Below are 26,227 nucleotides of genomic sequence, written 5' to 3'. Positions count from 1 at the left end.
CTCAGTCCCCCAGGGGCTTCAGCGCGCACAGGCTGGACGGGTCCTCCATCACCACGCGCACGCCGTAGCCCACGTCGGAGGCGAGCTGGGTCAGCAGGTAGGCGGACACCGTCGAGATCCGGGTGACGTCGGTGAGGTCGAGGACGATGGTGCTGCCGGACTGCGCGCGGCCCAGGCTCAGGGCCTCGTGCACGACCTCCTCCACGGCGACGAAGTCCACCTCGCCGCGCAGCCGCAGCACCGTCCGGCCCGTCGACGGGTCCGTGGTGACGGAGGCGACGGCGCTCACCGGGGTGATCGACCGGTTCAGCAGGTGCAGCCCGAACTCGCTGCTCATCCGCTGCAGCACCGCGACGCCGCGGCTGGAGTTGCCGGCCTCGTCGAGCGGCGGGCTGAACACGCAGATGCCGTACTCGCCCGGCGTCGCCGCGACGATGCCGCCGCCCACGCCCGACTTGGCGGGGATGCCCACGGACACCATCCAGGCCCCCGAGCGGTCGTACATGCCGCACCCCGTCATCACCGAGAGCGTGTGCTGCGCGACCGCCGCGCTCACCACCCGCTCGCCGGTGACGGGGTTGACGCCGCCGTTGGCGAGGGTGCCGCCCATCACCGCGACGTCGTGCGCATCCACCAGCAGCGAGCACTGCCGGAAGTACGGGTCGAGCGCGTCCTCGATGGGGACGCGCAGCGCGTCCGTCGACCGCGCGAGCGCGGCGAGGGCGAGGTTGCGGAAGCCGGTCTCCGACTCCGACCGGTAGACCGCCTCGTCCAGCTCCAGCTCGCGGCCGGCGAAGCGCGACAGTCCCTCCCGGATCGCGGCGAAGCGCTCGGCACCGTCGGCCCCCGGGATCAGCGACGTCGAGACGATCGCCCCCGCGTTGATGAGCGGGTTCTCGGGCCGGCCCGAGGGGTCGAAGCTGATGCCGTTGAAGGCCTCGCCGCTGGGCTCGACGCCGATCCGCTCCAGCACCGCCTCGGTCCCCAGCGCCTCCAGGGCCAGCGCGTACACGAAGGGCTTGCTCATCGACTGGATGGTGAAGGGAACGCGGTAGTCGCCGGCGCCGTAGCTGTGCCCGTGCACCGACACCGACGCCACGCCGAAGGCCTCCGGGTCCGCCGTCGCCAACTGGGGGATGTAGTCGGCGACGGCGCCCGGGTGCTCCTCGCGGCGCACGTCGTCGAGCACGCGGGCCATCGCCGCGTTGACGGGGTTGTCGGTGAACCCGGTGAGTCCGCCGGGCTGTCGGTCCGTGCTCGTCTGGCTCATACTGCAAAGCTATCCGACGGTGGCCGCTCCCGCCGCTTCGCCGATCCAGGGCAGTACCGCGCCACGGACGTCAACCCGCCGGGGCAGCAGGCCACCGGTGACGAACAGGTCGGCGGCGCGCTGCTGTTCGTCGAGGAAGTCCTCGGTCACGGGGCCGACGCCGAAGGGGCGGCCGCGCACCGCGGCCTCCCAGGCGTCGAGATCCGCGGGCAATCCGCGCGCCGCGGCGTCGTCGGCGAAGTACGCGGCCGCCTCTCGCGGGTTCGCGGTGACCCAGGCGTCGGACTCGGCGAGCGCGGCCAGGACGGCGCGCACAGCCTCCGGGTTCTCCTCGGCGAGCCGGCGGGAGGTGAACCACAGCGACGGGTGGCTGAACACCGACGCGGTGTCCACGAGCGTCACCAACTCCGCCCGCGCCTCCACGGCGGCGAGACCCGGGTAGGCGCCGACCCAGGCATCGATCTCGCCGGCCAGCAGCGCCTCGCCGCCCGCGTGCACGTCGACGTCGACGGGCTCGATGTCGGCCCACGTGAGCCCGGCGTCGTCGAGCGCGAACAACACGAGGGTGGTCTGCCACGACCCGTGCGCCACGCCCACGCGCTTGCCCCGCAGGTCCGAGGGGGAGGTAATCCCGCTGCCGGCCAGCGCGACGATCCGCCCGTTCTCGACGCGCGGCCCCGAGATGCCGAGGTAGACCACGTCGTGTCCGGCGCCGAGCGCCGTGATCGGCGGCGTGAAGCCGGTGCCGATCACGTCGTAGCCGCCGTCGGCGAAGAGCCAGTCCGAGTGCAGCGTCGGCAGGCCCGACCGCGGGTCGACGGCCGGCGGCTCGGGGAGGTCGCGCAGGTCGACCCACTCGACGTCGGGGATCGACCGTTCGAGGATGCCGCGGTGACGCAGGACGAACAGGGAGTTGTTGTGCGGGAAGTATCCGACGCGCAGCGTCATGGTGTGTGCTCCTTGGGTTTCCGGGTCAGACGAGGCCGTGCGCGCGGGCGCGGTCGAGGAGGCCGCTGCGGCCCCACTGCGCGACGAGGTTGCTGGGATCGAACTCCTGCGTGCCGCCGACCGCCTCGCCGATGGCCTGGTACTGGGCGCCCTCCTCCAGCAGTACGACAAACTTCGCGAGCGCCAGGAGGCCGTCGCGGCCGATCACGTTGACGCCGCCGTTGGCCTCGAAGATCGCCGCCAGGTGCGGGTCCCGCTCCAGCTCGCCGAGGATGAACTCGCCGGCGCCGATCGTGCGGTCGATGTGCGGTGGGATCGAGCGCGAGAGGGTGAGCCGCTGGGACGCGGCGTAGCGGATCGGGAGCGGACGGTGGGTCTGCGCGAAGCCGCCGAGCCACGGCGTGTGCACGTGCACGACCGACGTGATCTCGGGATGCGCCCGGAACAGGTCCGCGTACGCGGTGACGAAGCCCGCGCCGCCCTCGCCCTGCAGGACCTCGCCGTCGAACGTGGCGACGACGGGGCGGGCGATCGGGTCGTCGGCCCACGGGCCGGGCTCGTTGAGTGCGACCGCGGCCTCGGTGCCGGGGATGCGCTCGACGAAGTTGACGGTGCCGTTGGCGGAGACGGTGCCGGTCTCGCGGAAGACGCGGAAGGCCTTCTGCGCGTCGCGGGCGGTGGCGTCGACGAAGGCGAGCGCCGTGTCGTCGAGGGGGAGCACGGTGGTCATGACGGTCCTTTCGGTGGTGGTCATCCGGCGCGCAGGGCGGGCGCGCGCAGATCGGTGGGAACGCTGCTGCGGAGCAGGGGGAGGACCTCTTCGCCGACCCGGTAGGCCTCCTCGAGGTGCGGATTGCCGGCCAGGATGAAGGCGTCGACGCCGAGCTCGCGGAGCTCGTCGAGCCGCTCGGCGACCTGCTCGTAGCTGCCGACGAGGCCGAAGGCCGGGCCGCCGCGGATCAGGCTGAAGCCGCACCACACGTTGGGCTGCACCTCGAGGTCGCGGTAGCCGGTGATGGTGGTGGGCACCCAGCCGGCGATCCGGGCGGCGCCCACGGAGTCGCCCTGCGCGGCGCGCTCGGCGGCGCCGCGGTCGACGAACGCCCAGCCCTTCTCGATCTCGGCCCAGGCGGCCTCCTCCGTGTGGCGCGCGACGACGTCGATCCGCACCGCGAACTTCGGTGTGCGGCCGAGCTTCTCCGAGTGCGCGCGGACCCCGTCGAACTTGGCGCGGAGGTCGGCGTAGGGCTCCAGCCAGGACAGGTAGTAGTCGGCGTGCCTCCCCGCGGCCTCGACGGCCGCGCCGGAGGAACCGGAGAAGTAGACCTCGGGGAAGGGCTGCTCCGCGAGCAGGGGCGGCAGCGCGGCACCGTCGGTGCGGTAGAACCGGCCGTCGTGGTGGAAGGGCTCGCCCCGCCAGACCCCGCGCAGCACGTCGAGGAACTCGCTGGTGCGGGCGTACCGGTCGTCGTGGTCCACCTTGTCGCCCCACCACAGCTGCGGGCGGCCGCCGCCCCCGCTGATGATGTTGTAGACGAGCCGGCCGCCGGTGGCGCGCTGCAGCGTCGCCGACATCCGCGCCGCCTGCACGGGATGCAGGAAGCCCGGCTGGAAGGCGACCATGAAACGGTAGGTCTCCGACTCGGCGGCCAGGGCCGACGCGAAGGCCCACGGATCCTCGGTGACGGGGAAGCTCGGCAGCAGGCCGCCGACGAAGCCCGCCCGCTCGGAAGCGCGCACCACCGCCGCGGCGTGGTCGATGTAGGCGTAGCCGTCGGGCTCGCCGCCGCGGATCGCCGGGGCGATGTTGCCGGGGCCGATGCCCTGCGCCTCGCCCCGGTTGTAGCGGCGCGGCTCGCGCAGGGAGGCGTGGTCGCCCTCCATGCCGATGCGCCAGTAGAAGTCGACGGTCACGCGTTCGCCTCCTCGGGACGGGGCGCGCGGAGCAGGCGCGCCGACGGGTCGGTCAGGTGCAGCAGGTGCTCGCCGACGCGGTGGATCTCCTCGATGTGCGGGCGGCCGGTGAGGATCACCGTGTCGACGCCCGCCTCGGCGTACTCCCGCAGGCGGTGCGCCACCGTCGAATACGAGCCGACGAGCCCGATCTCGTCGCCGAAACCGGCGGCGCGGAAGCCCGCCCAGCGGACGGCGTCGAGGCGGTCCGCCGCGTCGGGCTCCGCGCCGGCCTGGCGGGTCAGCCGGTCGGCGCGGTGCCAGGCCTCGTCGTCGGTCTCGCGGGCGATGACGGGCACCTCCAGCGCGACGCCCACCGTGCGTCCCGTCGCCGCGGCGGCGGAGCGCAGGGCGATGAGCCGGTCCTCGAGCGGTGCGTCCCGTCGCTCGGTGAAGACGTGCACGTCGCCGAAGCGGGCGGACAGGGCGAGGGCGGCACCGTCGTCCCCGGCGATCTCCACGCGGGGGAAGGGCAGCCCCGAAAGGATGCCGCGGAAGCCGCCGCCCGCCACGTGGAAGTGGTCGCCGTCGTACTCGAATCCCGTGCCCTCGAAGCCGTTCCCGCCCACCGGGTCGCTGTTCCACACGCCGCGTGCGACCTCGAGGAACTCGGCGGCGCGGCGGTACCGCTCCGCGCTCGCGAGCACGTCGCCGCGGGTGCGGGCCTCGTCCGCGTCGGGCTCGGCCTGCAGCCGCCAGCCGAACCGGCCGCGGGAGAGTCGCTGCAGGGTCGCGGAGACCTTGGCTGCGTACACCGGGCTGCCGAAGGTGGGGTCGAACTCCGCCGTCACCCGCAGGTGCCGGGTCGCGCGCAGGGCGGCGCCGGCGACCACCCAGGACTCGTCCCCGGCGGGGTCGCGGGGCACCAGGACCCCGTCGACCCCCGCCAGCTCGGCGGCGTCGACGGCGTCGAGCAGGTCGCGGAAGGCGGTGCGGGCGGGCGGCGTTCCCGCGCGGCGGGCGTCGCCGCGGACGGACAGCCGCCAGTCGACGCCCGTCATCGCGCGGCCTCGGCGCGCTCGGCGACGATCGCCCGGGCCCGCAGCAGCGGCTCCGGCGCGGCCCAGGACTCCAGGTCGAAGTCGGCGGCGAGGAAACCGTGCGCCAGCAGGAACTGCTGCTGGCGGCCGAGCAGCTCGAGCCGGTCCTCGTCGAGCGAGGGGTGCAGGCCGGCGATGACGTGGTCGGGGTACGCGGCGGCGGCGCCCTCGGACGCGGAGCCGGTCTCGCGCTGCAGCACCGCGCGGGCCTCGCCGGGGTGCTCCGCAGCCCAGTCCGCGGCGCGGAGGCTGCGCACGAGGAAGTCCGTGACCAGGTCGGGCCGCTCATCGAGCAGCGCCTGGTGCACGGTGATCGGGCGGGGCGTGCCGTTGTTCACCCGCGCCGCGCGATCGGCGGTCGCGTCCAGGTCGACGACGGTCCGCAGCCCGTGCTCGCGGGCCACATCGCGGGCGCGGGCGCCCTTGACGTACACCGCGTCCACGTCGCCGGCGAGCAGCCGGTCGACGCCCCACGTGGTGGAGCGGGCCGCGCCGACGACCTGCGGGTCGCCCTCCGCGGGGACCTCGACGAGGCGGGCGTCGGCGACGTCGAGGCCGGCGAGCCGGAGTGCGTTCCGGAAGCCGTGCAGGGCCATCGCGCGCGGGAAGCTGCGGGCGCGGTCCGCCGCCCAGGTCGGCAGCGCGAGCCGGGCGCCCCGCAGGTCCGCCGCGTCGGCGATGGGGGAGTCCGGCCGGACGACGATCGCCTGCGCCTCGTCGATCCAGGTGAGTCCGAGGAGGCGGGTCGGCGAGCCCTCCGCCCGGGCCGCGAGCGCGGGGACGTTGCCACCCTCGCGGATCAGGCCGGGGAGGTCGTGGTCGAAGTGCCGCGCCGCGACGTCGGGGGCGCTGTCCTGCAGCACCTTCAGCGAGAGCCCGGCGTCGACCGCGGCGTCCGCGAGCCAGCCGCGGGCGTGCGCGACGCCGCTCGCGGTGGGCACGGGGCAGCGGGTGTACCAGAGGGTGTCGGTGAGCGTGCTGGTCATGAGTGCTCCTCTCCTCGGGGGGACGGTGTGTGCCCGCGCCCCACCCCGAGGTGGGAGAGCAGGCGGGTTCGGTAGTCGAGGGCCGCGGGGTCGGCCCGGTCGCGGGGACGGACGAGGTCGATGTCCTCGTCCAACACGAAGGCGCCGCCGTGCAGCACGATCACCCGGTCGGCGAGGCGGACGGCCTCGTCCACGTCGTGGGTGACCATGAGGACCGCGGGACGGTGCCGGGCGACGAGATCGCCCACCAGGTCCTGCATCTGGAGTCGCGTGAGCGCGTCCAGCGCGGCGAAGGGCTCGTCGAGCAGGAGCAGCCGGGGCTCGCGCACCAGGGCCCGGGCCAGCGCGACCCGCTGGGCCTCGCCGCCGGACAGGGTGGCGGGCCACTGCCGGGCCTTCTCGCCGAGGTTGACCTCGCGGAGCGCGGCGAGCGCACGCTCGTCGGTGTCGCGGCCGCGGGGCTGGCCGATGGTGACGTTGCGCAGCACCCGCTTGTTCGGGACGAGCCGCGGCTCCTGGTAGACGGACGTGCGAGCGGGAGGGACCTCGACGGTGCCCTCGTCCGGCGCCAGCTGCCCGCTCAACAGGCGTAGCAGCGTGGTCTTGCCGGTGCCGCTGGGGCCGAGCAGCACCACGAACTCGCCGCGGTGCACAGTGAGGTCGATGTCGTCGAGGACGGTCTTGTCGCCGAAGCTCTTCCGCACCCCGGTCAGCCGGACGGCCACGGGCTCGCCGGCGCGGCGATCGGCGGCGGTGGCGGGCGACGGGCTGCGCTCGGCGAGCGGGGGCAGCGCGGATTCGGACGCCGGCGCGCTCATCGGAAGGCCACCTGTCGCCGCCACGGCATCCCGTACCGCTCCGCGACGCGGACGATCGCGTCGAAGATCAGGCCGAGGGCGCCGTAGAGCACGACGCACAGCACCATGTAATCGGTGCGGTTGTACTCCTGCGCCAGCGTCACCAGATAGCCGATGCCCTCCTTGGTGCCCACCTGCTCGGCGGCGATGAGGCCGGTGATGCTGATCGCGAGGCAGATCCGCAGGGCCATGAGGATCGCGGGCAGCGCCGCGGGCAGCACCACCTCGGCCACCAGGCGCGGCCCGGTGAGCCCGAACTCGCGGGCCGCCTCGACCGTCTTGCGGTCGATGTTGCGGACGCCGAGGTAGGTGTAGGCGTACATCGGCGCGACGGTGGCGACCGCGATGAGCAGGACCTTGAAGACGTCGTCGATGCCGAACCACGCGATGAACAGCGGCACCAGGGCGAGGAAGGGCACGGCGCGCACGATCTGCATCGTCGAATCCACGAGCTCCTCGCCGAGGGCCGAGAGCCCCGAGATCACGCCGAGCGTCAGGCCCACGCCGACGCCGAGCAGGACTCCCGCCCCGGCACGCCGGAAGGAGGCGATGCTGAAATCCAGCAGCTGCCCGGTGCGTGCCAGCTCGAGGAACGCGGAGCCGACCTGACCGGGGGAGGCGAGGATCTCGGGCCGGAGCAGCCCCGAGGCGGAGCCGGCCCACCAGGCGAGCACGAGGAGCGCGGGGACGAGCAGGCGCAGCGCGATCGACTGCGCACGCGAGCGCGGCCGGCTGCTGCGAACGTCGGGCACGATCAGGGCGTCGGGCACCGTCGACGCCTGGCGCCGGAGGTCGAGGACCGCCATGTCAGCGCCCCTTGCCGGCGGCCGCGCTGTACTCGGCGGCCTTGCTCTGCAGCGGGTACAGCACCTCGGAGGCGGGGACGCGGCGGCTGATGACGGCGTTGTCGGCGAACAGGTCGATCACCGACTGCAGGTCGGCCTCGTCCTCGGCCGTCGGGTAGCGCGGCACGCCGACGACCCGGTCGGAGGCGATGGCGCGCGCGAGCCGGTCGCCGGTCACGGCGCGGGGCCCGGCCTGGTCGAAGACGTTCTGGAAGGCGGCCGGATCCGTGCGCTGCCGCTCCTTGAGCCCCTGGAGCGCGGTGAGGAAGGCGGAGGCCACGTCGGGCCGGGCGTCCAGCACCGCGGTGCGGAAGGCGAGGATCGTGTGGTCGCGCGAATCGATGGACTCCTCGGTGGCGATCTCGACGCCGCCGCGGGCCCGGGCCTCCTCGTACGGGTCGTTGAACGACGCCCAGGCGTCGACCTTGCCGGTCGAGAAGGCGGCCGTCGCGTCGGAGGGCTGCAGGGCGACCCGCTCGACGCGGTCGACGGGGATCTTGGCCTGCTGCAGCGCCTTCAGCGTGATGTAGTCGCCCTTGGCGGCGGCGTTGACGGCGACGCGCTTGCCGGGGAGATCGGCGACGGAGCGGATACCGGAGTCGGGCCGGACGATGATGCCGCTGCGGCTGCGGTCCTCGTTGTGCGCCACGGCGACGATCCGGACCGGCACGTTCTTCGACAGTGCCCCGACGACGGGGCTGTACGCGCCCTCCGAGACGTCGAGCTGGCCGGCGTTGAACAGCTTGAGGTTCGCGCTGAACGCGGGCGGGGCCTCCACCCACTCGATGCGTGCGCCCAGCGGCTTGAGGGCATCGTCGAAGACGTGGTCGCGCTTGCCGACGGCGAGCGCCCCGGCGTTCTGCGGCGCGGTCACCTTGAGCACGAAGTCGCCCGCGGCGGGCTCCTGGGACGAGCCGCCGCACGCGGTCGTGCCGACGGCCACGAGGGCGGTGATGCCGAGGGCGATGGCGCCGGCGCGGAACCGGTTGGCGGTCATGGTCGAACTCCTCACGAAGGGGAACGGATGACTGGTGAATCTAGGCGGCGCGAGGCGGCAGGCGTAGACATTGCCTTCCGGTGATCGGAATGTTTGACACCGATTTCCGGCGCTCGAGGAAGAAGTTTCCCGCTCTATGGAAAATTCGGCGGGTCGTCGCTAGGGTGGCGGCGTGGAGAATTCAGGGGTGCAAACCGTCGCGCGGGCGTTCGAGATCCTCGCCTGCTTCCGCGACGGCGACGCGCTGGGCGTCTCGGAGGTCGCGCGCCGGTGCGGTCTCGCCGTGAGCACCACGCACCGCCTGATGGGCAGCCTCGTCGCTGCGGGCTTCCTCGACAAGGACGGCAACCGGTACCGCGTGGGCGGCGCGCTCACCGAGTTCGGCCAGCTCGCGCACCGGCAGTACGGGGCCTACCGCGCGGAGCCGCACCTCGAACTGCTCGCCACCACGGTGGGGGCGAACGCGTCCATCGCGATCCGGCAGGCCGGGGATGCGGTTCTGGTGGCGACCAGCCGGTGGCGCGAGGCGGACGGCGATCGGCTGCAAGGGATCCGGCTCCCGGTGCACGCCAGCGCGCTGGGAAAGGCGCTGCTCGTCTGGGGCGACGCCGCCGACGACCTCTTGGAGCTCCTGCCCTACGAGGGCGGCACCGATCGCTCCGTGACCGGGCCGGACGAGCTGGCAGCCGAGCTGGAGCGGACCCGGGACCGGGGCTACGCCTTCAACGACGAGGAGCTGGACGCCGGATTCCGCACCATCGGCCTCCCCGTCCTGCGCGCCGACGGCACCTGCCGGTTCGCCCTCGGCCTGCGCGGCCCGGTGGAACTGATGACCCCCGAGCGCGTGCCGATGTACGTCGAGCTCGCCCGGTCCACGGCCCGCGACATCGCCGACGCGCTCGCCTGAGGAGGCCGCAGCCCGGCTCGTCCCGGGCAGGTCACCGGCGCGCGAGAGCCGCGGATCCGGCGAGTATCGTTGCAGTCACCGTGACGTGACCAGGTGAGCAGCGCATACCCGCGGATATCGCCAGCCGGCATTGCCGCAGACATTTCTTGGAGTACAGCTATGACGAACACGCTGCCCGACGGCCGGACCCTCGACGACGCCGTCGCCGCAGGAGCCCGCGCCTACGAGCTCGACCGCGCCCATGTCTTCCACTCGTGGTCGGCGCAGGCGCAGATCAGCCCCATGACGATCCTCGCCTCCGAGGGCTCCTACGTGTGGGACGGCGAGGGGCGCAAGCTCCTCGACTTCAGCTCGCAGATGGTCAACACCAATATCGGCCACCAGCACCCGAAGGTCGTCGCGGCCATCGCGGAGCAGGCCGCGAAGATCTGCACCATCGCGCCCCAGCACGTCAACGAATCCCGCAGCGAGGCCGCGCGGCTCATCGCCGAGCGCACCCCGGGCGACCTGGACAAGGTCTTCTTCACCAACGGCGGCGCCGACGCCGTGGAGCACGCCATCCGCATGGCGCGCGTGCACACCGGCCGCCGCAAGGTGCTCAGCCGCTACCGCAGCTACCACGGCGGCACCGAGCTCGCGATCAACGTCACCGGCGACACCCGCCGGTTCGCCAGCGACTTCGGCGGCGAGTCCGTCGCCCACTTCGACGGTCCCTTCCTCTACCGGTCGTCCTTCTACGCGACCACCGAGCAGGAGGAGAGCCAGCGCGCGCTCGAGCACCTGGAGCGCACCATCGTGCTCGAGGGCCCGGACACCATCGCCGCGATCATCCTCGAGTCCATCCCCGGCACCCCGGGGATCATGGTCCCGCCGCCCGGCTACCTCGCCGGCGTCCGCGAGCTGTGCACCAAGTACGGGATCGTCATGATCGCCGACGAGGTCATGGCAGGCTTCGGCCGCACGGGCAAGTGGTTCGCCATCGAGCACGCCGCCACCGCCGCCGGCCCCGTCGTGCCCGACCTGCTGACCTTCGCCAAGGGCGTGAACAGCGGCTACGTGCCGCTCGGCGGCGTCGCCATCGGCGCCGAGATCGCCGCGACCTTCGCCGACAAGCCCTACCCCGGCGGCCTCACCTACTCGGGCCACCCGCTGGCCACCGCCTCCGCGGTCGCGACGATCAACGCCATGGCCGAGGAGGGCATGGTCGAGAACGCCGCGACGATCGGCGACGAGATCATCCGGCCCACCCTCGAGGGCTTCAAGGCGAAGCACCCGTCGGTCGGCGACGTCCGCGGCGAGGGCGTCTTCTTCGCGATCGAGCTGGTCCGCGACAAGGAGACCCGCGAGCCGCTGGCGCCCTACGGCGGCAGCAGCCCCGCGATGAACGAGACCGTCGCCGCGTTGAAGAAGGGCGGCCTGCTGCCCTTCGCCAACTACAACCGCATCCACGTCGTGCCGCCGTGCAACGTCTCCGCCGAGGAGGCCCGCGAGGGCCTCGCCATCATCGACGAGGCGCTCAACGTCGCGGACGCGCACACCGTCTGACCTTCCGACCCAGGAGTAAGCGCATGCCCGCTCTCAAACCCGTCCTCCCCGCCGAACTGCAGGCCGGGCGCCCCGGCGTGTACGAGTTCTCCGTGCGCTCCGCGCGCCCCGTCTCGTGGGTGTGGGGTGAGCTGACCTCGGACCGTCCCCTGCACTGGTGCAAGGGGATCCGCAAGATCGAGTGGACCAGCCCGCGGCCCTTCGCCGCCGGCTCCACCCGTCGCGTGCACCTCGGCCCGGGCATCAGCGCCGACGAGCTCTTCTACTCCTGGGAGGAGTCGGAGACGCTGTGCGAGAAGGCCTTCTACGTGCAGTCCGCCACCGCCCCCGGCCTGGCGCGGCTCGCGGAGAAGTACCGCGTGGAGGCGCACCCCGACGGCGGCTCCGTGTTCACCTGGACGCTGCTCATCGAGCCGATCGGCGGCGACCGGGTGATCGGCCTCAGCGGGCTCCCGGTGGGGCTCGTCGTGAAGTGGCTGCAGCGCGACACCGAGCGCTACCTGGGCTCGGCCTAGACGTCAGCACCGCGGAATCCGCACGACCGAATCAGGTCGTGCGGATTCTGCTTTCGCGGACGGCTGAGCCTCAGAGGCGGATCGGCTCCAGGCCCGCCGGCAGGTCGTGATCGCCCGCGGCGCAGTCGCAGGGCGCGGCGGGATCCGTCGCGGCGATGGTCTTCGTCAGCACGTCGGTCAGCCGCGGCAGGTTCGCGCGGAACTCCGCGAGCACGTCCTCGGTGCGCACGCCCTCGCCCGCCTCGATGCCTGCATCCAGGTCGGTGACGAGCGCGATCGAGGCGTAACAGAGCTTCAGCTCGCGGGCCAACGCCGCCTCGGGCAGGCCCGTCATGTTCACCAGGTCCCAGCCCTGTGCGGCGTACCAGCGGCTCTCGGCGCGGGTCGAGAAGCGCGGGCCCTCGATGACGACCATCGTCGAATCGGCGCGGTCCGCGTGCGGCGCGGCCGCGGCCCGCAGCGCGGGGCAGTACGGATCGGCGAAGCTCACGTGCACCCCGCCACCGTCGAAGTACGTGGACGGGCGGGAGAACGTCCGGTCCACGAGCTGCTCGGGGATGGCGATGGTGCCGGGGCCGGCGGCACCGTCGAGGCTCCCGACGGCGCACGGCGCGAGCACCTTGCGCACCCCGAGGCTGCGCAGCGCCCACAGGTTCGCCCGGTAGGGCACGGTGTGCGGCGAGAACTCGTGGCTGCGGCCGTGCCGGGGCAGGAAGGCCACCTCGCGCCCGGCGACGTCGCCGACGGTGATCGGCGCGCTCGGCCGCCCGTACGGGGTGTCGACGGTGCGTTGCTCGCTCCCGGCGGGCAGGAACCGGTACAGGCCGGTGCCGCCGATCACGCCGATCACGCGGCGCCCCGGAGACGGCCGCGGACGGCCTCGGCGACCTCGTCGGGCCGTCCCACCTCGAAGAACTGCTCCGAGCCGTCGCCGAGCGTCACGCACAATCGCTGCCGGGTGCGTTTGAACAGGCCGACCGTCTCCTCGACGATGCCGACGGCCGCGACGTGCTTGAGCTGCACCGAGAAGGGCGTGCCCTGGAGCTTCGACGCCACGCCCGCGGGGCGGAACCTCAGGTGCGTATCGGTCAGTTCGAGATGCCCTCGGACGGCGCCGGAACGCTTGCCGATGGGGAGGACGCGGGTCGCCGGCCAGCTGAGATCACTCACGCTGCCACAATAGGTCGATTCGGCTATCAGGTTCGCGGTAGCATCGGCTATCCGTTTTCCTAAGGGTGGGGGTTCAAGATGCCGTACTTCGGTGCGATCGTGATGCTGATGTGGGTCGCTGCGCTCATCGACGTGATCGTCTCGGACGAGTACCGGGTGCGCCACCTGCCCAAGGGCGGCTGGTTGATCGTCGTCATCCTCATCCCGCTGGCGGGCTCGCTCATCTGGTTCCTGCTGGGCCGGCCCGTCGGGGCCGTCGCGGGCGGCGGCGCACCGTCGCGCACCACGGGCTTCCCCGAGTACGAACGCCCGGGCCGGCACATCGCCCAGTACCCGGACGATGACGACGAGTTCCTCCGGCAGTGCCGCGAGCGTGCCGAACAGCAGCGCCGCAAGGCCAAGGAGATGGACGCGCGCAATCACCCTGACGCGCCCGAGGAGAGGGACTGAACGCCGTCCCGCCGCGGGGACTGGGCAGCATCTACCGCACGTCCCTCGCGGTGCTCCGCGCGAACCCCGGCCCGACTCTGGGGCTCTCGGCGGTCCTCCTCGCGACGATCGCGGTGCTCGGCGTGCTGGCTCGACTGCCGCTCATCGGGGACCCGCGCTGGATGCCCGCGGCCGACCGCGACAGCCTCCAGGTGGCGGTGGCGCTCGGCCTCTATCCCGCGGGCACGTTCCTCGTGATGATCGTGTGGATGCTGGTCAGCGTCGCCGTGACGGCGGTCGGCTCCGTCGTCGCCGTCCGGCACCTCGCGGGCGAGCGGACCCCGCTCCGCGTCGCGTGGCGGCAGGCCCGGCCGCGCCTCACGGCCGCCGTGGGGCTGGGTGTCCTCGATGTGGTGGTGGTCCTGGCGCCGATCGTCGTCGCTGCTGCGGCCGCGATCGCTCTCGCCGTCCGGGCGGGTCCGGAATCCGCGCACCTGACCACGATGGTGCTGTTCGCGCTCGCCGCCGTCGTCGTCCTCGCGGTCCTGCCGACGCTGGTGATCGCGGGGCCGATGCTCGTGCTCGAGAAGCTGCGCCCCTTCGACGCGCTGTGGGGCGCCGCGGCCCTGCAGCGGCACGGATACTGGCGCCTGCTGGGGAGGGTGATCTGCACCTACCTGCTGCTCGGGGTGATCTCGACCGTCGTGAGCCTGCCGTTCTCGCTCGTCGCCGGTGTCCAGGGGCCGGGCGCCGACATCGCATCCCAGACCGTCGCGAGCCTGCTGTTCGCCACCGTCGGGTGGGTGATCGGGCAGATCGTCGTCCTGCCGTTCCTCATCGTGACGAACGCCCAGTTCTACGCCGATCAGGTCGCGCGGAGCGAGGTGGAGGAGCCGGTCGAGGCGTGATCCTCGGCCCTGTGGAGCCGATGACGGGAATCGAACCCGCGCTACCTGCTTGGGAAGCAGGAGTTCTACCATTGAACTACATCGGCAGTCGCGGCACCGTCATCGACGGCGTCGCGCGTACGGGCAACAGTAGCACGGGCACCGTCGGGCCCGGCGGGCCGTCACCACCGCTCGAAACTCTGCGCCGAGACGAAGAATCCGCGCTCGCCCCGCCGGCACGTGACGCCCCGGGCCTCGGAGACGCAGGTCATGCCGCCCGCGGTCACGCTGTGCCCGTACTCGAGGGTCTTCTGCTCGGGGATCACCATGAAGAACAGGCCCTGGTTGAAGCACGACGGGGTGAAGGCGCCGCCGTCCTGGGAGACGTATCCCTTCGAGAGCTGATCGCGGGGCATCGTGCCGTGGTCGCAGTCGGCGCCGGGCGGGATCGCGGTGGTCTTGAAGACCTGGCAGCCCACCGTCGATGAATCGAGGCCGCAGGCGATGTTGCGGCTCGGGGTGAAGAAGTACACGCCCTGGCCGTTGGCGGGCCGGTACTGCTCGGACGGATCGGCGACGATCCGCGCCGGTGGGGACGTGGTCGCGGGATCGACGGTGTCCGAGGCCGTGGCCGGCACGGATCCGGTGGTCTCGGGCGCGGTGACCGGCGGCGGAACGGTGCCCGTCGGCGGACCGTCGGACCCGGAGCCGCACGCGGCGAGGACGACGGCCAGGAGGGCGGGGAGCACGATCCGTGCGGGCTTCATGCCCTGTGGTCGGTCCGCGCACGGAGATCGTTACCCGTGGCAACGCTCGCGGTCCGTGTGGCCTGCCCTACGCTGAACCCGTGCTGCTCTCCGATCGCGACATCCGCGCCCACGTGGAATCCGGCCGCCTGGGGATCGATCCCTTCGACCCGCAGATGGTGCAGCCGTCCAGCGTGGACGTGCGGCTCGACGGCCTGTTCCGGGTGTTCAACAACACCCGCTACACCCACATCGACCCCAAGCAGCGGCAGGACGAGCTGACCACGCTGGTCGAGCCGGGCGAGGGCGAGCCCTTCGTGCTGCACCCCGGCGAGTTCGTCCTCGGCTCCACGCTGGAGGTCTGCAGCCTCCCCGACGATCTGGCCGGACGCCTCGAGGGCAAGTCCTCGCTGGGCCGGCTCGGCCTGCTCACGCATTCGACCGCGGGCTTCATCGACCCCGGCTTCTCCGGCCACATCACGCTGGAGCTGTCGAACGTCGCGAACCTGCCGATCACGCTGTGGCCGGGCATGAAGATCGGCCAGCTGTGCCTCTTCCGGCTCACCAGCCCGGCCGAGAACCCCTACGGCAGCTCCGCCGTCGGCTCGAAGTACCAGGGCCAGCGCGGCCCGACGCCGTCGAAGGCGTACCTGAACTTCCAGAACTGATCGCGCGGCGGAGCCGCCGCGGATGTCCGGTCATTCGTCCCCACGATCGTGAGGACGAATGACCGGACGTCGTCGTCTCAGTCGGCGGAGTGCCGGCCGCGGCGCGACGGCGGGTCCTGTGCGGGCGGATCGGGCAGCACCGGCGGACGCGGCTGGGGGCGCGGGGGCGCAGGGATCGGCTCGTCCGGCAGGCGCCGCCGGCCCGGCCGCGGAGACGGGGCCGCGGGCGGCGTGACCGGCCGTGCCGCCGGCTGGTCGGGCTGGGCCGCGGGACGCTGCTCGGTGCGGGGCTCGGGCCGGGGCGCCGCGGTGCGCGGCGCGACCGGGAACTGCCCCGTCGGCGGGGCGACCGGCACCTGCCCGGTCGCGGGCTGCGGCTCCGCTGTGCTCGCGGGCCGCGCACGGCTCACGGCGTCCGCGTCTCCGGCGGGACGCTCGGCCGCGGCTTGACGAGCAGGGGCCGCGGCACCGTCGGGCGATGCCGCGGGTGCCGCCGCGCGGGCCGCGGCGCGACGTTCCCGCACCCGGATCTCCGACGGGTCGGCGTCGGGATGGCTCTGCGTGTAGCGCTTGGCGGCCTCGGCGCTCACGGCCACCCGCTTCGGCTTCGCGAGCAGCGTCGCGATGGCGGTGGTCAGCGGCACGGACAGGGCCAGGCCGATGCCGCCGACGAACGCGCGGACCAGCTCGATCGCCACCGAGTCCGACGTGAGCACCTGCCCCAGCGGCCGGCCCGCGATGGAGAACAGCAGCAGCAGCGGCAGCGCCGTGCCGACGTACGCGAAGACGAGGGTGTAGACCGTCGACGCGATGTGGTCGCGGCCCACCCGCATCGCGGAGAGGAAGGTGCGGCGACGCGAGGACTTCGGCGAGAGCTTCGCCAGCTCGAAGGTCGCCGACGACTGCGTGATCGTCACGTCGTTGAGGACGCCGAGCGCGCCGATGACGAAGCCCGCGAGGAGCACACCCGAGGTGGAGACCGTGGACGCATAGGCCTGCAGGTTGGTGGTGTCCTCGCTGCTCAGGCCCGTGACCTGCGTGGTGATCGTCGCGAGCCAGGCCAGCGCGGCGCACACCGCCAGCGAGCACAGCGTGCCCAGCAGCGCCGCCGACGTGCGCAGCGAGACGCCGTGCGCCAGGTACAGCACGAGGTACAGGATCACCGCCGAGGCCACCAGCGCCACCCAGACGGCCGAGTGCCCGTCGAGGATGGACGGCAGCGCGAAGAACACGATCACCACGCCGGAGAGCGCCAGGCCGAGCAGCGCCCGCAGGCCGCGCCACTGCGCCACCGCGATCACGACGGCCGCGAACACCAGGCCCCACACCCACAGCGAGACGCCGCGCGCGTAGTCGTAGAAGGCGTAGTTCGACGGCGAGCCGGCCACGCCGCCGCCGTTCCAGCTCATCATGATCTTGGTGCCGGGCGCGAGGTCGGGCTGGCCGGTGCCGGGCGTGGCCGGACGGGACACGTCGATGCCCGACGGTGCCGCGTCCGGCGACGCCTTCCCGGGCACCGCGGAGACGTTCATCCGCTGCGTGCCGATGGAGAACATCGTCCACTTGCCGGCGTCCGGGCCGCTGGTGATCTTGACGGAGCTGTTGAGGCAGCCACCGTCGGGGTTGAGGACCGGATGGCGCTCCGTGTCGCTGAGCTGGCCGTTCCCCGACGGGGAGAAGTCACAGTCGCCGACGAGCTGCTCGGAGACCTCACCCTTGGCCAAGGTCGGCGTCTGCGGCCCCGAGGGCACGCTGACGCGGATCTGGGACGGCCAGAGCAGGATCACGCCGGCCACGACCAGGACGCCGATCACGGCGAGGAGGCCGACCACGACCCGGGACGCCCATCTCCCGAGGGAGATGTTGGTCAGCGAGTGGCTGTGCACGTGCGCTGCGGGGTCGTCGTGCAGGTCGTGGTCGTGGTCGGCTGTCACGCCGACACCCTACTTCTGCTTGTAGGAACTCAGGAAGTTGCCGAAACGATCGAGGGCCTCCGCGAGGTCGCGCGCCCAGGGGAGGGTGACGACGCGGAGGTGGTCGGGCGTGGGCCAGTTGAAGCCGGTTCCCTGGACCAGGAGGATCTTCTCCTGGTTGAGCAGGTCGAGCACCATCTGCTCGTCGTCGCGGATGTCGTGGACGTTGGGGTCCAGCTTGGGGAAGGCGTACAGCGCGCCCTTCGGCTTGACGCAGCTCACCCCGTCGATCGCGTTGAGCTTCTCGAAGGCCACGTCGCGCTGCTCCAGCAGTCGGCCGCCGGGCAGGATCAGGTCGTTGATCGACTGGTAGCCGCCGAGCGCCACCTGGATCGCGTGCTGCGCGGGGACGTTGGGGCACAGGCGCGTCGACGCCAGGAGGGTCAGGCCCTCGATGAAGCCGGAGGCGTGGTCCTTGGGGCCCGTCAGCACCATCCAGCCGGCGCGGTAGCCGCACACGCGGTACGCCTTGGAGAGGCCGTTGAACGTGCAGACGAGGAGGTCGGGAGCGAGCTCGGCGATGGAGATGTGCTTCGCGTCGTCGTAGAGGATGCGGTCGTAGATCTCGTCGGCCAGCACGAGCAGCGAGTGCTTGCGCGCCACCTCGACGATCTGCTGCAGCGTCTCGCGCGAGTAGACGGCGCCCGTCGGGTTGTTCGGGTTGATCACGACGATCGCCTTGGTGCGCGGTGTGATCTTCGCCTCGATGTCCTCGACGGACGGGTTCCAGCCGTTGTCCTCGTCGCACAGGTAGTGCACCGGGGTGCCGCCGGAGAGTGACGTCATGGCGGTCCACAGCGGGTAGTCGGGCGCGGGGATGAGCACCTCGTCGCCGTTGTTCAGCAGCGCCTGCAGCGTCATCGTGATCAGCTCGGAGACCCCGTTGCCGAGGTACACGTCGCCGATGTCGAAGTACGGGAAGTCCTGGACCTCCTCGTAGCGGGTCACCACGGCCCGTCGCGCGGAGGCGATGCCCTGCGACTCGCTGTAGCCCTGCGAGGTGGGCAGCGCGTGGATCATGTCGCGGACGATGGAGTCCGGCGCCTCGAAGCCGAACGTGGCCGGGTTGCCGATGTTCAGCTTGAGGATGCGGTGTCCCTGCGCCTCGAGCCGAGCCGCCTGTGCCACCACGGGTCCACGGATCTCGTACAGCACGTTCTGCAGCTTGGCGGACTGCTCGAGCGGCTTGAGTTCGGTGCGGATGTGGGGCACATGCGGTCGGCTCATGGGCTATATCGTCGCAGGCTGCAGCAAATCCATTTATTGGGGCACGGCACTGACCGGGGTCGCGGCGGTGACGATCGCCGGCGTGGCCGCGGAATTCGTCACCTCGCCCTTGTCCGACGGTGCGCCGCCCTCCGCCCGGTGCTTCGCCGCGCCGATCACGAGGAGGGCGTAGCCCACCACGATCCAAGCGCCCAGCACCGCGAAAGCCGCGCCGGCCCCGGCGCCGACGAGGGAACCGTCGGCGAAGAAGGCCGCGCTGCGCAGGGCGGTGCCCGTCGCGCCGATCGGCAGGCTCTGGCCGAGGACCGCCCAGACGTGCGGCAGGAACTCCGGCGGCATCGCGATCCCGGCGAGCGGCATCCCGACCAGCATGAACAGCAGCGCCGCCGGCGCGATGCCCTTGGTTCCCGCGAGCTGGACCAGCCCGGCCACCGTCGCGCCGATGGCGAGCATGCCCGCGCTCATCGCGAGCCACTGGCCCCAGAAGCCGCCCGGCAGCACGCCGATCCACATGGCCGCGCCCACGGCCGCGGCTCCGATGGCGGCGGCGCCCACGGGGAGGGCAGCGGCGACGACCTTCGGGTGCCCGCCGATCATCACGGTCGCCAGCGCCAGCACCATCCCCGAGAGGAAGACCGGCATGACGATGGAGCCGAAGCCGGCGCCGCGCGGGTCGTCGGCGGAGAGCGGCGCGACCTCGACGGTCTGCACCGTCTGGCCCTGGGCCAGCGCGGTCGCCATCTGGGTGATCATCGGCGCGACGGCGGGCGAGGCGCCACTCGCGACGACGGCCTTGGGCTGCGACCCGGGGGCGGCGGGGCTTGCGGGCACGATGCCGCCGTAGACCTCGCGGTCCTTCGCGGCCTGCACCAGCGCGGCCTCGGATTCGTAGGAGTGGACCGCGAAGCCGCCGGGCTGCTGCGCGTCGAGCCGCTGCTCGACCTGCTGCGCCGCGGCCGCCGGGCCGACGACGCCGATCGGCAGGTCGTGCGGCTTGCCGTGCGAGGCGGGGCCGGTGAACAGCAGGACGATCAGCGGGATGGCGATCGCCAGCCCGGCGAAGACCGCCGCGAGCTGGGCGTGGGACTTGCTCATGGTGGAGCACCTCCAGGAAATTCAACGTGTGATGAATCCGAGAGTACGACTGCGGCGACACGGAAGTCAACAGGCGTTGAAATACTGCTAGGATCGGCGCATGGCCACAGGGAGACGGGCGGGCGTGAGCACCGCGAAGGCGGACATCCTCGAGGCGGCACGCGAGCTCTTCGCCGAGGTGGGCTACGACCGCGCCACCATCCGCGCCATCGCCGCCCGCGCGGGCGTCGACGTGGCGCTGGTCTCGTACTACTACGGCAACAAGAAGGGCCTGTTCCGGGGCGTGATGAGCATGCCCGTCGACCCGGAGGAGATCTTCACCGCCGCGCTCGACGGCCCGCGCGAGGGCGTGGGGGAGCGGCTCGTACGCGCGGCGCTGACGGTCTGGGAGGGGCAGGAGACCTCCGACGCCTTCCGGGCGCTGCTCCGGGCCGCGGTGAACGCCGACGAGGGCGCGGCGAACACCTTCGGCGAGTTCCTGTCGTCGGTGATGATCCCGACGCTGACCAGGCACTCGGGGATCGGGATCGAGACGGCGCGGGTGGTCGCCAGCACGATGTTCGGGCTGGCCTTCATGCGCTACCTGATCGCAGCGCCGCTGTTCGTCGAGCCCTCGGCCGACGAGCTGGTGGCGACCTACGGCCCCGCGATCCAGCGCATCGTCGACGGCGACGCGGGCTGACGCGTCCCGAAACCGGCCGAATTCGGGCCGGCGATCGAAATACGTCGCCCCGAGCCGGGAATCGGCCGGTTTCTAGAGCCGGTCGCCCGGTGCGGGCAGGATCTCGGTCGGCTCGATGACCTCGGCCGCCGGGGTGGAGGTCGCGGCCGGGGCCGCGGGGGTGGCTACCTGCGGATCGTCGTCGCCGAGGTTGTGGAAGGCGCGGCCCAGCTCCTCGGAGACGTTGATGATCCGCGCCTTCTTGATCTCCGGCTTGTCGATCTCCTCGGCCACGTACTGCGCGATGAACCGCCGGATCTCCGAGTCGACGCTCGCCACGACACGCACGATGGAGCCGCGGATGGTGCGCGACTCGACGTCGACCCACACGTCCTTGGGCTTGGGCGGGTCGACCTCGATGCGCAGCTCGAGCGGCGCCGCGGCCCGCACCGTGAGCGGCAACGTGATGAGTCCGGCCACGTCGTAGCGGATCCGGTCGACCTTGAGGTCGATCAGCAGCCCGATGCGGAGCGGGATCTTCACCGTGAAGGTGATGAGCTCGCCCACCTGGCGGGTGAGCTGCGGCTCGTCGATCTCCACCTGCGCCCACACCTTGGCCATTCCACCGGGGCCCGACGGGATCGGGCCCACGGTGAAATCGCCACCGGCGATGTCGGCGAACGCGGAGCCCACACGCTCCTCGTTCACGGCGATCTCGAAGAACCGCCGCCCGAACTCCTCGTAAGTCACGTACTCAGGCACGCGTACATCCTGCCGCAGAAGCGATAGCCAGTCGGGGAGCTTCGATCACTTCCGGCCGCCGGGGCGCTTCGCGCCCGCCGCGATCCCGAAGCCCTTGGCCTTCGATTCACCCTCCGTCGTCACCGTCCGGTCGCTGCCGCGCGACGGCGCCTTCGGCTGGTCAGTGGCGGTTTCCGGAACCGACGGTGCCGCCTCCGGCGCGGCCGCGCGGGCCTCGGCCGGAGCGTCGGCCTCGGGAGCGGGTGTGACCGGCGTCTCAGTCGCCGCCGGCGCCGAATCCGTCACAGGCGCTGGTTTCGCCGCACCCGGCTTCTTCGCGCCGGGGCGCTTGGCGCCCGCGGCGATGCCGAAGCCGGCGGCCTTGGACTCGCCCGCGGTCTTCAGCGTGCGGTCCTCGGCGGGAGCGGTGTCGGCTGCGGGAGCTTCCGCCGGTGCGGCGGGCGCCTCGGCTGCGGGTGCCGCAGGAGCCTCCGGCGCCGGGGCCTCGGCGGCAGGAGCAGCGGCCGCCGCGGGCTTGGGCGCACCGGGCTTCTTGGCGCCGGGACGCTTGGCGCCCGCGGCGATGCCGAAGCCGGCGGCCTTGGACTCGCCCGCGGTGGTCAGCGTGCGGTCCTCGGCGGGAGCGGTGTCGGCCGCGGGAGCCTCCGCCGGTGCGGCGGGCGCCTCGGCTGCGGGTGCCGCCGGTGCGGCTGCCTCGGGCTTGGGCGCACCGGGCTTCTTCGCACCCGGGCGCTTGGCGCCGCCGGCGATCCCCAGTCCGACCGCGGGCTTCGCGGGCGCGGCCGGGGCCGCCGGAGCCTCGGCCGCAGGAGCGGCCTCGGCAGCGGGCGCTGCGGGAGCAGCCGGAGCCGCGCCGCCGGGCTTCTTGGCACCCGGGCGCTTGGCGCCGCCGGCCAGGCCGAGGCCGACCGCGGGCTTCGCCGGTGCGGCGGGGGCCGCCGGAGCCTCGGCCGCGGGAGCGGCGTCGGCGGCGGGAGCCGCTGCGGGCTTCGGAGCGCCCGGCTTCTTCGGTCCACCGGGGCGCTTGCCGCCGCCGGCGAGGCCGAGGCCCACCGTCGGCTTCGCGTCCTTCTTCTCCGCGGGCTCCGCCGGAGCGGCCGCGGCCGCGGGTGCCGCCGCCGGAGCAGCCGCCGGGGCCGCGGCAGGCGCCTCGGCGAGGGCGGTGGCACCGTCGGACACCTTGCGGTTCGGGTTGCCGACGACGATCCCCTCGGGGAGGCCGCGCTTGACGGACTCGAGGAGCATCTGCGCGACGTCGACGACCTCGGGCGCGGCGGCCTCGTCGTCGGCGGTCTGCGCGGTCACGCCGTCGGAGAGCATCACGCGGCAGAACGGGCAGCCGGTGGCGATCTTCTTCGGGGTGGCCTCGGGCGACGACGAGAGGGTGTTCAGGGCCTCGTCGACGCGGTCGATGTTGATGCGCTTGCCGAGCTGCTCCTCCATCCACATGCGCGCGCCGCCGGCGCCGCAGCACATGGACCGCTCGAGGTGTCGCGGCATCTCCTTGAGCGTGGCGCCCGAGGCGCCGATCAGCTCGCGCGGGGCCTCGTAGACCTGGTTGTGGCGGCCGAGGTAGCAGGGGTCGTGGTAGGTCACGTCCTCCGACGGGGGCGCGACGGGCACGAGCCGCTTCTCGCGGACCAGCTTGTTGAGCAGCTGCGTGTGGTGGACGACCTCGTAGTCGCCGCCCACCTGCGGGTACTCGTTGCCGAGCGCGTTGAAGCAGTGGGCGCAGGTCACGACGATCTTGCGCTGCTTCGCGGGCAGGCCGTCGAAGACCTCGTCGAGCTGCTCGATGTTCTGCTGGGCGAGCATCTGGAACAGGAACTCGTTGCCCGCGCGGCGGGCGGAGTCGCCGGTACAGGTCTCGCCCTGGCCCAGGACCAGGAAGTTCACGGCGGCCACGTCGAGGAGCTCGGCGACGGCCTTGGTGGTCTTCTTGGCGCGGTCCTCGAAGGCGCCGGCGCAGCCGACCCAGAAGAGGTACTCGAAGCCGTCGAACGATTCGACGTCCTGGCCGTAGACCGGGATGTCGATGTCCATCTCGTCGATCCACGCCGTGCGCTGGCTCGAGGCCTGGCCCCAGGGGTTGCCCTTGTTCTCGAGGTTCTTGAACAGGCCGGCGAGCTCGTGCGGGAACTCCGACTCGATGAGCACCTGGTAGCGGCGCATGTCGACGATGTGGTCGACGTGCTCGATGTCGACGGGGCACTGCTCGACGCACGCACCACAGGTGGTGCAGGACCAGAGAATCTCGGGGTCGATGACGCCGCCCAGGTCACCGTCCTCGCCCGCGGGCCCGACGAGGGCGCGCTCGGCCTCGGCGCGGGCCTCGGCGGGGATCTTCTCGAGCTTGGCCTCGTCCGGGTTGCCCTCGGCGTCGACCAGGCCGGTCTGCTCGCCCGACGGGTCCGTGCGGCCGCCGGCCAGCAGGTACGGCGCCTTGGCGTAGCCGTGGTCGCGCAGGCCCATGATCAGCAGCTTCGGGCTCAGCGGCTTACCCGTGTTCCATGCGGGGCACTGGCTCTGGCAGCGACCGCACTCGGTGCAGGTGGTGAAGTCCAGCCAGCCCTTCCAGGAGAAGTCCTCGATCTTGCCGGCGCCGAGGTTGTCGACGTCGGGATCGGTGTTCTCCATGGTCAGGACCTTGCCGTTGGAGACCATCGGCTTGGCGGCACCCAGCGCGCGGCGGCTGCCGAGCTCGCGCTTGAAGTAGATGTTGAAGAAGGCCGAGAAGCGGTGCCACGCGACGCCCCAGGTGAGGTTGCTGCCCACGAGGACGAGGAACATGACGCCCGACATCAGCTTGACGAAGGCGAAGACGGTGATCAGCGTCGGGCTCGCGGGGAGCAGCTCGGCGACGTGGCGGGTGAAGAAGTCGGTGACGGGATCGGACTCGCCGTAGGTGGCGATCTTGCTCGCCTTCACGAGGATCATGCCGACGCCCTCGGACAGGACGATCGCCTCGATCGTGTACGCGGGCAGGAACTTGCTGCCGGAGAAGCGCGAGAACAGCGCGGGGTTGCGCGGGTGCTTGACCTGCCGCACGACGATGAGCACGAGGATGCCGAGGAAGGTCGCGATGCCGAGGACCTCGTCGAGCAGGTGGTAGACCGGCCACGAGCCGACGACGGGCCAGTGGAAGGCCGGGTCGAAGGTCTGCGGCAGCGCCTCGAACCAGAACACCATGCCGGCGAGGAAGCCGACCATGACGAACCAGTGGGCGATGCCCACGGTGCGGTTCTTGATCATCTTGGTGTGGGCGAGGAACTCGACCACGACCTCGGCGGCGCGAGGGATGAACGGGAGCCAGCGGTCCTTGGCGGACTGGCCCTGGGCGATGATCCGCACCATGCGGAATGCGCCGCGGAAGAAGATCGCCCACGCGACGACGAAGGCGACTGCGCCGATCGTGCCGAGGGCGATGTTCAGCGGGGTGATGTCGGACTCGGCGGCGGCCAAATACGTCTGGTCCACGTCGTGCACCTTTCTGCCTCGCGGGCTGGGTAACCACCGATATTACTCGTCAGTAACATAGGTGTGAAACCACTGCGTCTGGCCTAACGGTAGAACGCGGATATATGTAGTCCTGCGCGAAGGTTCACCTAACTCGCTGCTCGGTAAGGTGTGCTCATGAGTTCAGCCGTCCGCGCGCGCAGAAATCCCGTTGCACGTGCGCGTTCGGTCGTGACCGGCCTCACAGGCACGGGGCCGCTGTACGCGCCCGCGGAGGCGCCGCCCGCGCCGGTCGCGATCGCCTTCGGCGCCTCCGTCCGCGGCGGCCGCCCGGGCTCCTTCGTCGAGGGCCGGTTGGAGGCGTCGCTGCAGCTCCTGCGGCTGGGGAAGGTGGAGAAAATCCTGGTCTCCGGCAACGCCGGCGGCACGTCCGGCGACGAGATCGCCGTCATGACCGGGTGGCTCCGCGACCGGGGCGTGCCGGAATCGGCCCTGCTCACCGACGGTGCCGGGCTCGACACCTATCTCGCGTGCCGTCGCGCGCGGGACGAGTTCGGGGTGGGGCGCGTCCTGCTCGTCTCCCAGTTCTTCCATGCCCGACGGGCCGCCGCCCTCGCCCGCCACCTCGGCCTCGACGCCGACGCCGTCCGCGCCTCCTGCGGGTGCACCCGTCGCGCGTGGGTCCGCAACCTCGCCCGCGAGTACGTCCTGTCGCGCCCCAAGGCGGCGTTGGACATCGCGCGCGGCCGCTGATGCACCCGGACTCGAGTGGTTCGTCCGCGGGGACGGGGGGAGCAGGTCGTCGGATTTCGGGAGTGGTCGCCTTCGTGGTGATGCCCGTCCTGGGCCTGTGTGCCGCGGTCGCCGCGTGGCAGATCGCGCAGATGTGGGGCCGTCGGATCTGCGGGATGGCCTACGGGGTTGCCGAACGGGTCGGGATGAACGCCCTCGGCCTCCTCTGGGCCGTTGCGAGCGTCGTCCTGATGGTGACGGCCGGCGCGCTTCTCGGCGCGCGACGGCGTGCGGTTCGCGTCGGGGGATTCGTGGTGATCGGGATCTTCATCGCCGGCACCGTCGCGCTCCCGCTGTTGGCCGCCGGGTCGTGCGAGGGGATTCCGCCCGCGGGGCGCTTCCCGGCCGGTCGATGAACGACGAGGCCATGCGCGCCGCTCAGTGCGATTCTGGAGGTGCCGCGGTCGTGTCACCGGCCCGAGACACTTTCTTTGCTGGGGAGTCTCTGGTGTTGACGCCGCTGCGGTGGTTGGGTTCAGTTCACCGGGCATCTGGCTC

Annotated in this window: 26 protein-coding genes and 1 tRNA gene; 9 read left to right on the top strand and 18 right to left on the bottom strand. The window is 72.2% G+C overall.

The features are described 5' to 3' along the window. Position 1 precedes the first annotated feature (1 nt). From glsA to ACM9LD_RS18195, 9 genes are read right to left on the bottom strand one after another with little or no spacing between them, the layout of a single operon-like run. On the bottom strand, positions 2 to 1,270 hold the full coding sequence (gene glsA, locus ACM9LD_RS18235) for a glutaminase A (protein ID WP_415677979.1): 1,269 nt from the start codon (positions 1,268 to 1,270) through the stop codon (positions 2 to 4). 9 nt (positions 1,271 to 1,279) lie between these two features. Then, a complete protein-coding gene (locus tag ACM9LD_RS18230; protein ID WP_415677978.1) occupies positions 1,280 to 2,218 on the bottom strand; it encodes an ABC transporter substrate-binding protein in 939 nt (312 codons plus the stop codon). 25 nt (positions 2,219 to 2,243) lie between these two features. Beyond that, positions 2,244 to 2,948: a class II aldolase/adducin family protein gene (locus ACM9LD_RS18225; protein ID WP_386109989.1), complete on the bottom strand. Its 705-nt coding sequence runs from the start codon at positions 2,946 to 2,948 to the stop codon at positions 2,244 to 2,246. A gap of 20 nt (positions 2,949 to 2,968) precedes the next feature. Next, a complete protein-coding gene (locus tag ACM9LD_RS18220) occupies positions 2,969 to 4,132 on the bottom strand; it encodes an LLM class flavin-dependent oxidoreductase (protein ID WP_415677977.1) in 1,164 nt (387 codons plus the stop codon). Further along, positions 4,129 to 5,172, bottom strand: coding sequence for an LLM class flavin-dependent oxidoreductase (locus tag ACM9LD_RS18215; RefSeq protein ID WP_415677976.1), 1,044 nt, complete (start codon positions 5,170 to 5,172; stop codon positions 4,129 to 4,131). Before ACM9LD_RS18215 ends, ACM9LD_RS18220 begins: the two co-directional genes overlap by 4 nt. Beyond that, a complete protein-coding gene (locus ACM9LD_RS18210) occupies positions 5,169 to 6,197 on the bottom strand; it encodes an ABC transporter substrate-binding protein (RefSeq protein ID WP_415677975.1) in 1,029 nt (342 codons plus the stop codon). The genes ACM9LD_RS18215 and ACM9LD_RS18210 overlap by 4 nt, the downstream gene beginning before the upstream one ends. Further along, a complete protein-coding gene (locus ACM9LD_RS18205; protein WP_415677974.1) occupies positions 6,194 to 7,015 on the bottom strand; it encodes an ABC transporter ATP-binding protein in 822 nt (273 codons plus the stop codon). Before ACM9LD_RS18205 ends, ACM9LD_RS18210 begins: the two co-directional genes overlap by 4 nt. Next, positions 7,012 to 7,860 (bottom strand): ABC transporter permease, encoded by an 849-nt coding sequence (locus ACM9LD_RS18200; RefSeq protein WP_224647683.1) that lies wholly within the window; start codon positions 7,858 to 7,860, stop codon positions 7,012 to 7,014. Before ACM9LD_RS18200 ends, ACM9LD_RS18205 begins: the two co-directional genes overlap by 4 nt. A 1-nt stretch (position 7,861) precedes the next feature. Next, complete coding sequence (locus ACM9LD_RS18195) at positions 7,862 to 8,896, bottom strand: NrtA/SsuA/CpmA family ABC transporter substrate-binding protein (protein ID WP_415677973.1); 1,035 nt, start codon at positions 8,894 to 8,896, stop codon at positions 7,862 to 7,864. Between the two features lie 172 nt (positions 8,897 to 9,068). On the opposite strand from ACM9LD_RS18195, the gene ACM9LD_RS18190 reads away from it, so the two are divergent. The 3 genes from ACM9LD_RS18190 to ACM9LD_RS18180 all read left to right on the top strand — a co-directional run bounded on the left by ACM9LD_RS18190 (position 9,069) and on the right by ACM9LD_RS18180 (position 11,863). After that, on the top strand, positions 9,069 to 9,803 hold the full coding sequence (locus tag ACM9LD_RS18190) for an IclR family transcriptional regulator (RefSeq protein WP_224647681.1): 735 nt from the start codon (positions 9,069 to 9,071) through the stop codon (positions 9,801 to 9,803). Between the two features lie 159 nt (positions 9,804 to 9,962). Beyond that, positions 9,963 to 11,348, top strand: a complete 1,386-nt coding sequence (locus ACM9LD_RS18185) for an aspartate aminotransferase family protein (protein ID WP_415677972.1) — start codon at positions 9,963 to 9,965, stop codon at positions 11,346 to 11,348. A 23-nt stretch (positions 11,349 to 11,371) separates the two neighbouring features. Then, positions 11,372 to 11,863 (top strand): SRPBCC family protein, encoded by a 492-nt coding sequence (locus ACM9LD_RS18180; protein ID WP_415677971.1) that lies wholly within the window; start codon positions 11,372 to 11,374, stop codon positions 11,861 to 11,863. 70 nt (positions 11,864 to 11,933) lie between these two features. Here ACM9LD_RS18180 and ACM9LD_RS18175 read toward each other — a convergent pair whose 3' ends face one another. Next, on the bottom strand, positions 11,934 to 12,713 hold the full coding sequence (locus ACM9LD_RS18175) for an S-methyl-5'-thioadenosine phosphorylase (RefSeq protein WP_415677970.1): 780 nt from the start codon (positions 12,711 to 12,713) through the stop codon (positions 11,934 to 11,936). Next, on the bottom strand, positions 12,710 to 13,033 hold the full coding sequence (locus ACM9LD_RS18170; protein WP_415677969.1) for a hypothetical protein: 324 nt from the start codon (positions 13,031 to 13,033) through the stop codon (positions 12,710 to 12,712). Before ACM9LD_RS18170 ends, ACM9LD_RS18175 begins: the two co-directional genes overlap by 4 nt. Before the next feature lie 78 nt (positions 13,034 to 13,111). On the opposite strand from ACM9LD_RS18170, the gene ACM9LD_RS18165 reads away from it, so the two are divergent. Then, complete coding sequence (locus ACM9LD_RS18165) at positions 13,112 to 13,483, top strand: PLD nuclease N-terminal domain-containing protein (protein ID WP_415677968.1); 372 nt, start codon at positions 13,112 to 13,114, stop codon at positions 13,481 to 13,483. Between the two features lie 50 nt (positions 13,484 to 13,533). Further along, on the top strand, positions 13,534 to 14,370 hold the full coding sequence (locus tag ACM9LD_RS18160) for a hypothetical protein (protein WP_415677967.1): 837 nt from the start codon (positions 13,534 to 13,536) through the stop codon (positions 14,368 to 14,370). A 12-nt stretch (positions 14,371 to 14,382) separates the two neighbouring features. Here ACM9LD_RS18160 and ACM9LD_RS18155 read toward each other — a convergent pair. Further along, a tRNA-Gly gene (locus ACM9LD_RS18155) sits at positions 14,383 to 14,456 on the bottom strand. Between the two features lie 75 nt (positions 14,457 to 14,531). Continuing rightward, positions 14,532 to 15,116 carry a hypothetical protein gene (locus ACM9LD_RS18150; protein WP_415677966.1) on the bottom strand — a complete coding sequence of 195 codons (585 nt, stop codon included), beginning with the start codon at positions 15,114 to 15,116 and terminating at the stop codon, positions 14,532 to 14,534. Positions 15,117 to 15,196: 80 nt separating this feature from the next. Here ACM9LD_RS18150 and dcd point away from each other — a divergent pair, with 80 nt between their 5' ends. Then, on the top strand, positions 15,197 to 15,763 hold the full coding sequence (gene dcd, locus ACM9LD_RS18145) for a dCTP deaminase (protein ID WP_415677965.1): 567 nt from the start codon (positions 15,197 to 15,199) through the stop codon (positions 15,761 to 15,763). Between the two features lie 77 nt (positions 15,764 to 15,840). Here the strand turns inward: dcd and ACM9LD_RS18140 are convergent, their stop codons facing one another. Genes ACM9LD_RS18140 through ACM9LD_RS18130 form a run of 3 tightly spaced genes read right to left on the bottom strand, consistent with a single transcriptional unit; the run spans position 15,841 to position 20,058 of the window. After that, positions 15,841 to 17,697 (bottom strand): YibE/F family protein, encoded by a 1,857-nt coding sequence (locus ACM9LD_RS18140; RefSeq protein ID WP_415677964.1) that lies wholly within the window; start codon positions 17,695 to 17,697, stop codon positions 15,841 to 15,843. 9 nt (positions 17,698 to 17,706) lie between these two features. After that, complete coding sequence (locus ACM9LD_RS18135; protein WP_415677963.1) at positions 17,707 to 18,963, bottom strand: pyridoxal phosphate-dependent aminotransferase; 1,257 nt, start codon at positions 18,961 to 18,963, stop codon at positions 17,707 to 17,709. A gap of 33 nt (positions 18,964 to 18,996) precedes the next feature. Beyond that, positions 18,997 to 20,058 (bottom strand): ABC transporter permease, encoded by a 1,062-nt coding sequence (locus tag ACM9LD_RS18130; protein ID WP_415677962.1) that lies wholly within the window; start codon positions 20,056 to 20,058, stop codon positions 18,997 to 18,999. Between the two features lie 100 nt (positions 20,059 to 20,158). Here ACM9LD_RS18130 and ACM9LD_RS18125 point away from each other — a divergent pair, with 100 nt between their 5' ends. Then, positions 20,159 to 20,740, top strand: a complete 582-nt coding sequence (locus ACM9LD_RS18125; RefSeq protein ID WP_415677961.1) for a TetR/AcrR family transcriptional regulator — start codon at positions 20,159 to 20,161, stop codon at positions 20,738 to 20,740. A 72-nt stretch (positions 20,741 to 20,812) separates the two neighbouring features. Here ACM9LD_RS18125 and ACM9LD_RS18120 read toward each other — a convergent pair whose 3' ends face one another. Both ACM9LD_RS18120 and ACM9LD_RS18115 read right to left on the bottom strand, forming a co-directional pair. Further along, the gene (locus tag ACM9LD_RS18120; RefSeq protein ID WP_415677960.1) at positions 20,813 to 21,481 is read right to left on the bottom strand and encodes a hypothetical protein; all 669 of its coding nucleotides are present in this window, start codon (positions 21,479 to 21,481) and stop codon (positions 20,813 to 20,815) included. Positions 21,482 to 21,526: 45 nt separating this feature from the next. Beyond that, a complete protein-coding gene (locus ACM9LD_RS18115; protein WP_415678045.1) occupies positions 21,527 to 24,922 on the bottom strand; it encodes a (Fe-S)-binding protein in 3,396 nt (1,131 codons plus the stop codon). Positions 24,923 to 25,168: 246 nt separating this feature from the next. Between ACM9LD_RS18115 and ACM9LD_RS18110 the strand changes: the two genes are divergently transcribed. Then, positions 25,169 to 25,690: a SanA/YdcF family protein gene (locus ACM9LD_RS18110; RefSeq protein WP_415677959.1), complete on the top strand. Its 522-nt coding sequence runs from the start codon at positions 25,169 to 25,171 to the stop codon at positions 25,688 to 25,690. A gap of 62 nt (positions 25,691 to 25,752) precedes the next feature. Further along, complete coding sequence (locus ACM9LD_RS18105) at positions 25,753 to 26,085, top strand: hypothetical protein (RefSeq protein ID WP_415677958.1); 333 nt, start codon at positions 25,753 to 25,755, stop codon at positions 26,083 to 26,085. The last annotated feature ends 142 nt before the right edge of the window (positions 26,086 to 26,227 follow it).

It is taken from the genome of Tsukamurella hominis, from assembly GCF_965137015.1.
In the GTDB taxonomy this organism is placed as follows: Bacteria; Actinomycetota; Actinomycetes; order Mycobacteriales; family Mycobacteriaceae; genus Tsukamurella; species Tsukamurella hominis.
This window is presented reverse-complemented; position numbering and strand designations above follow the sequence as displayed.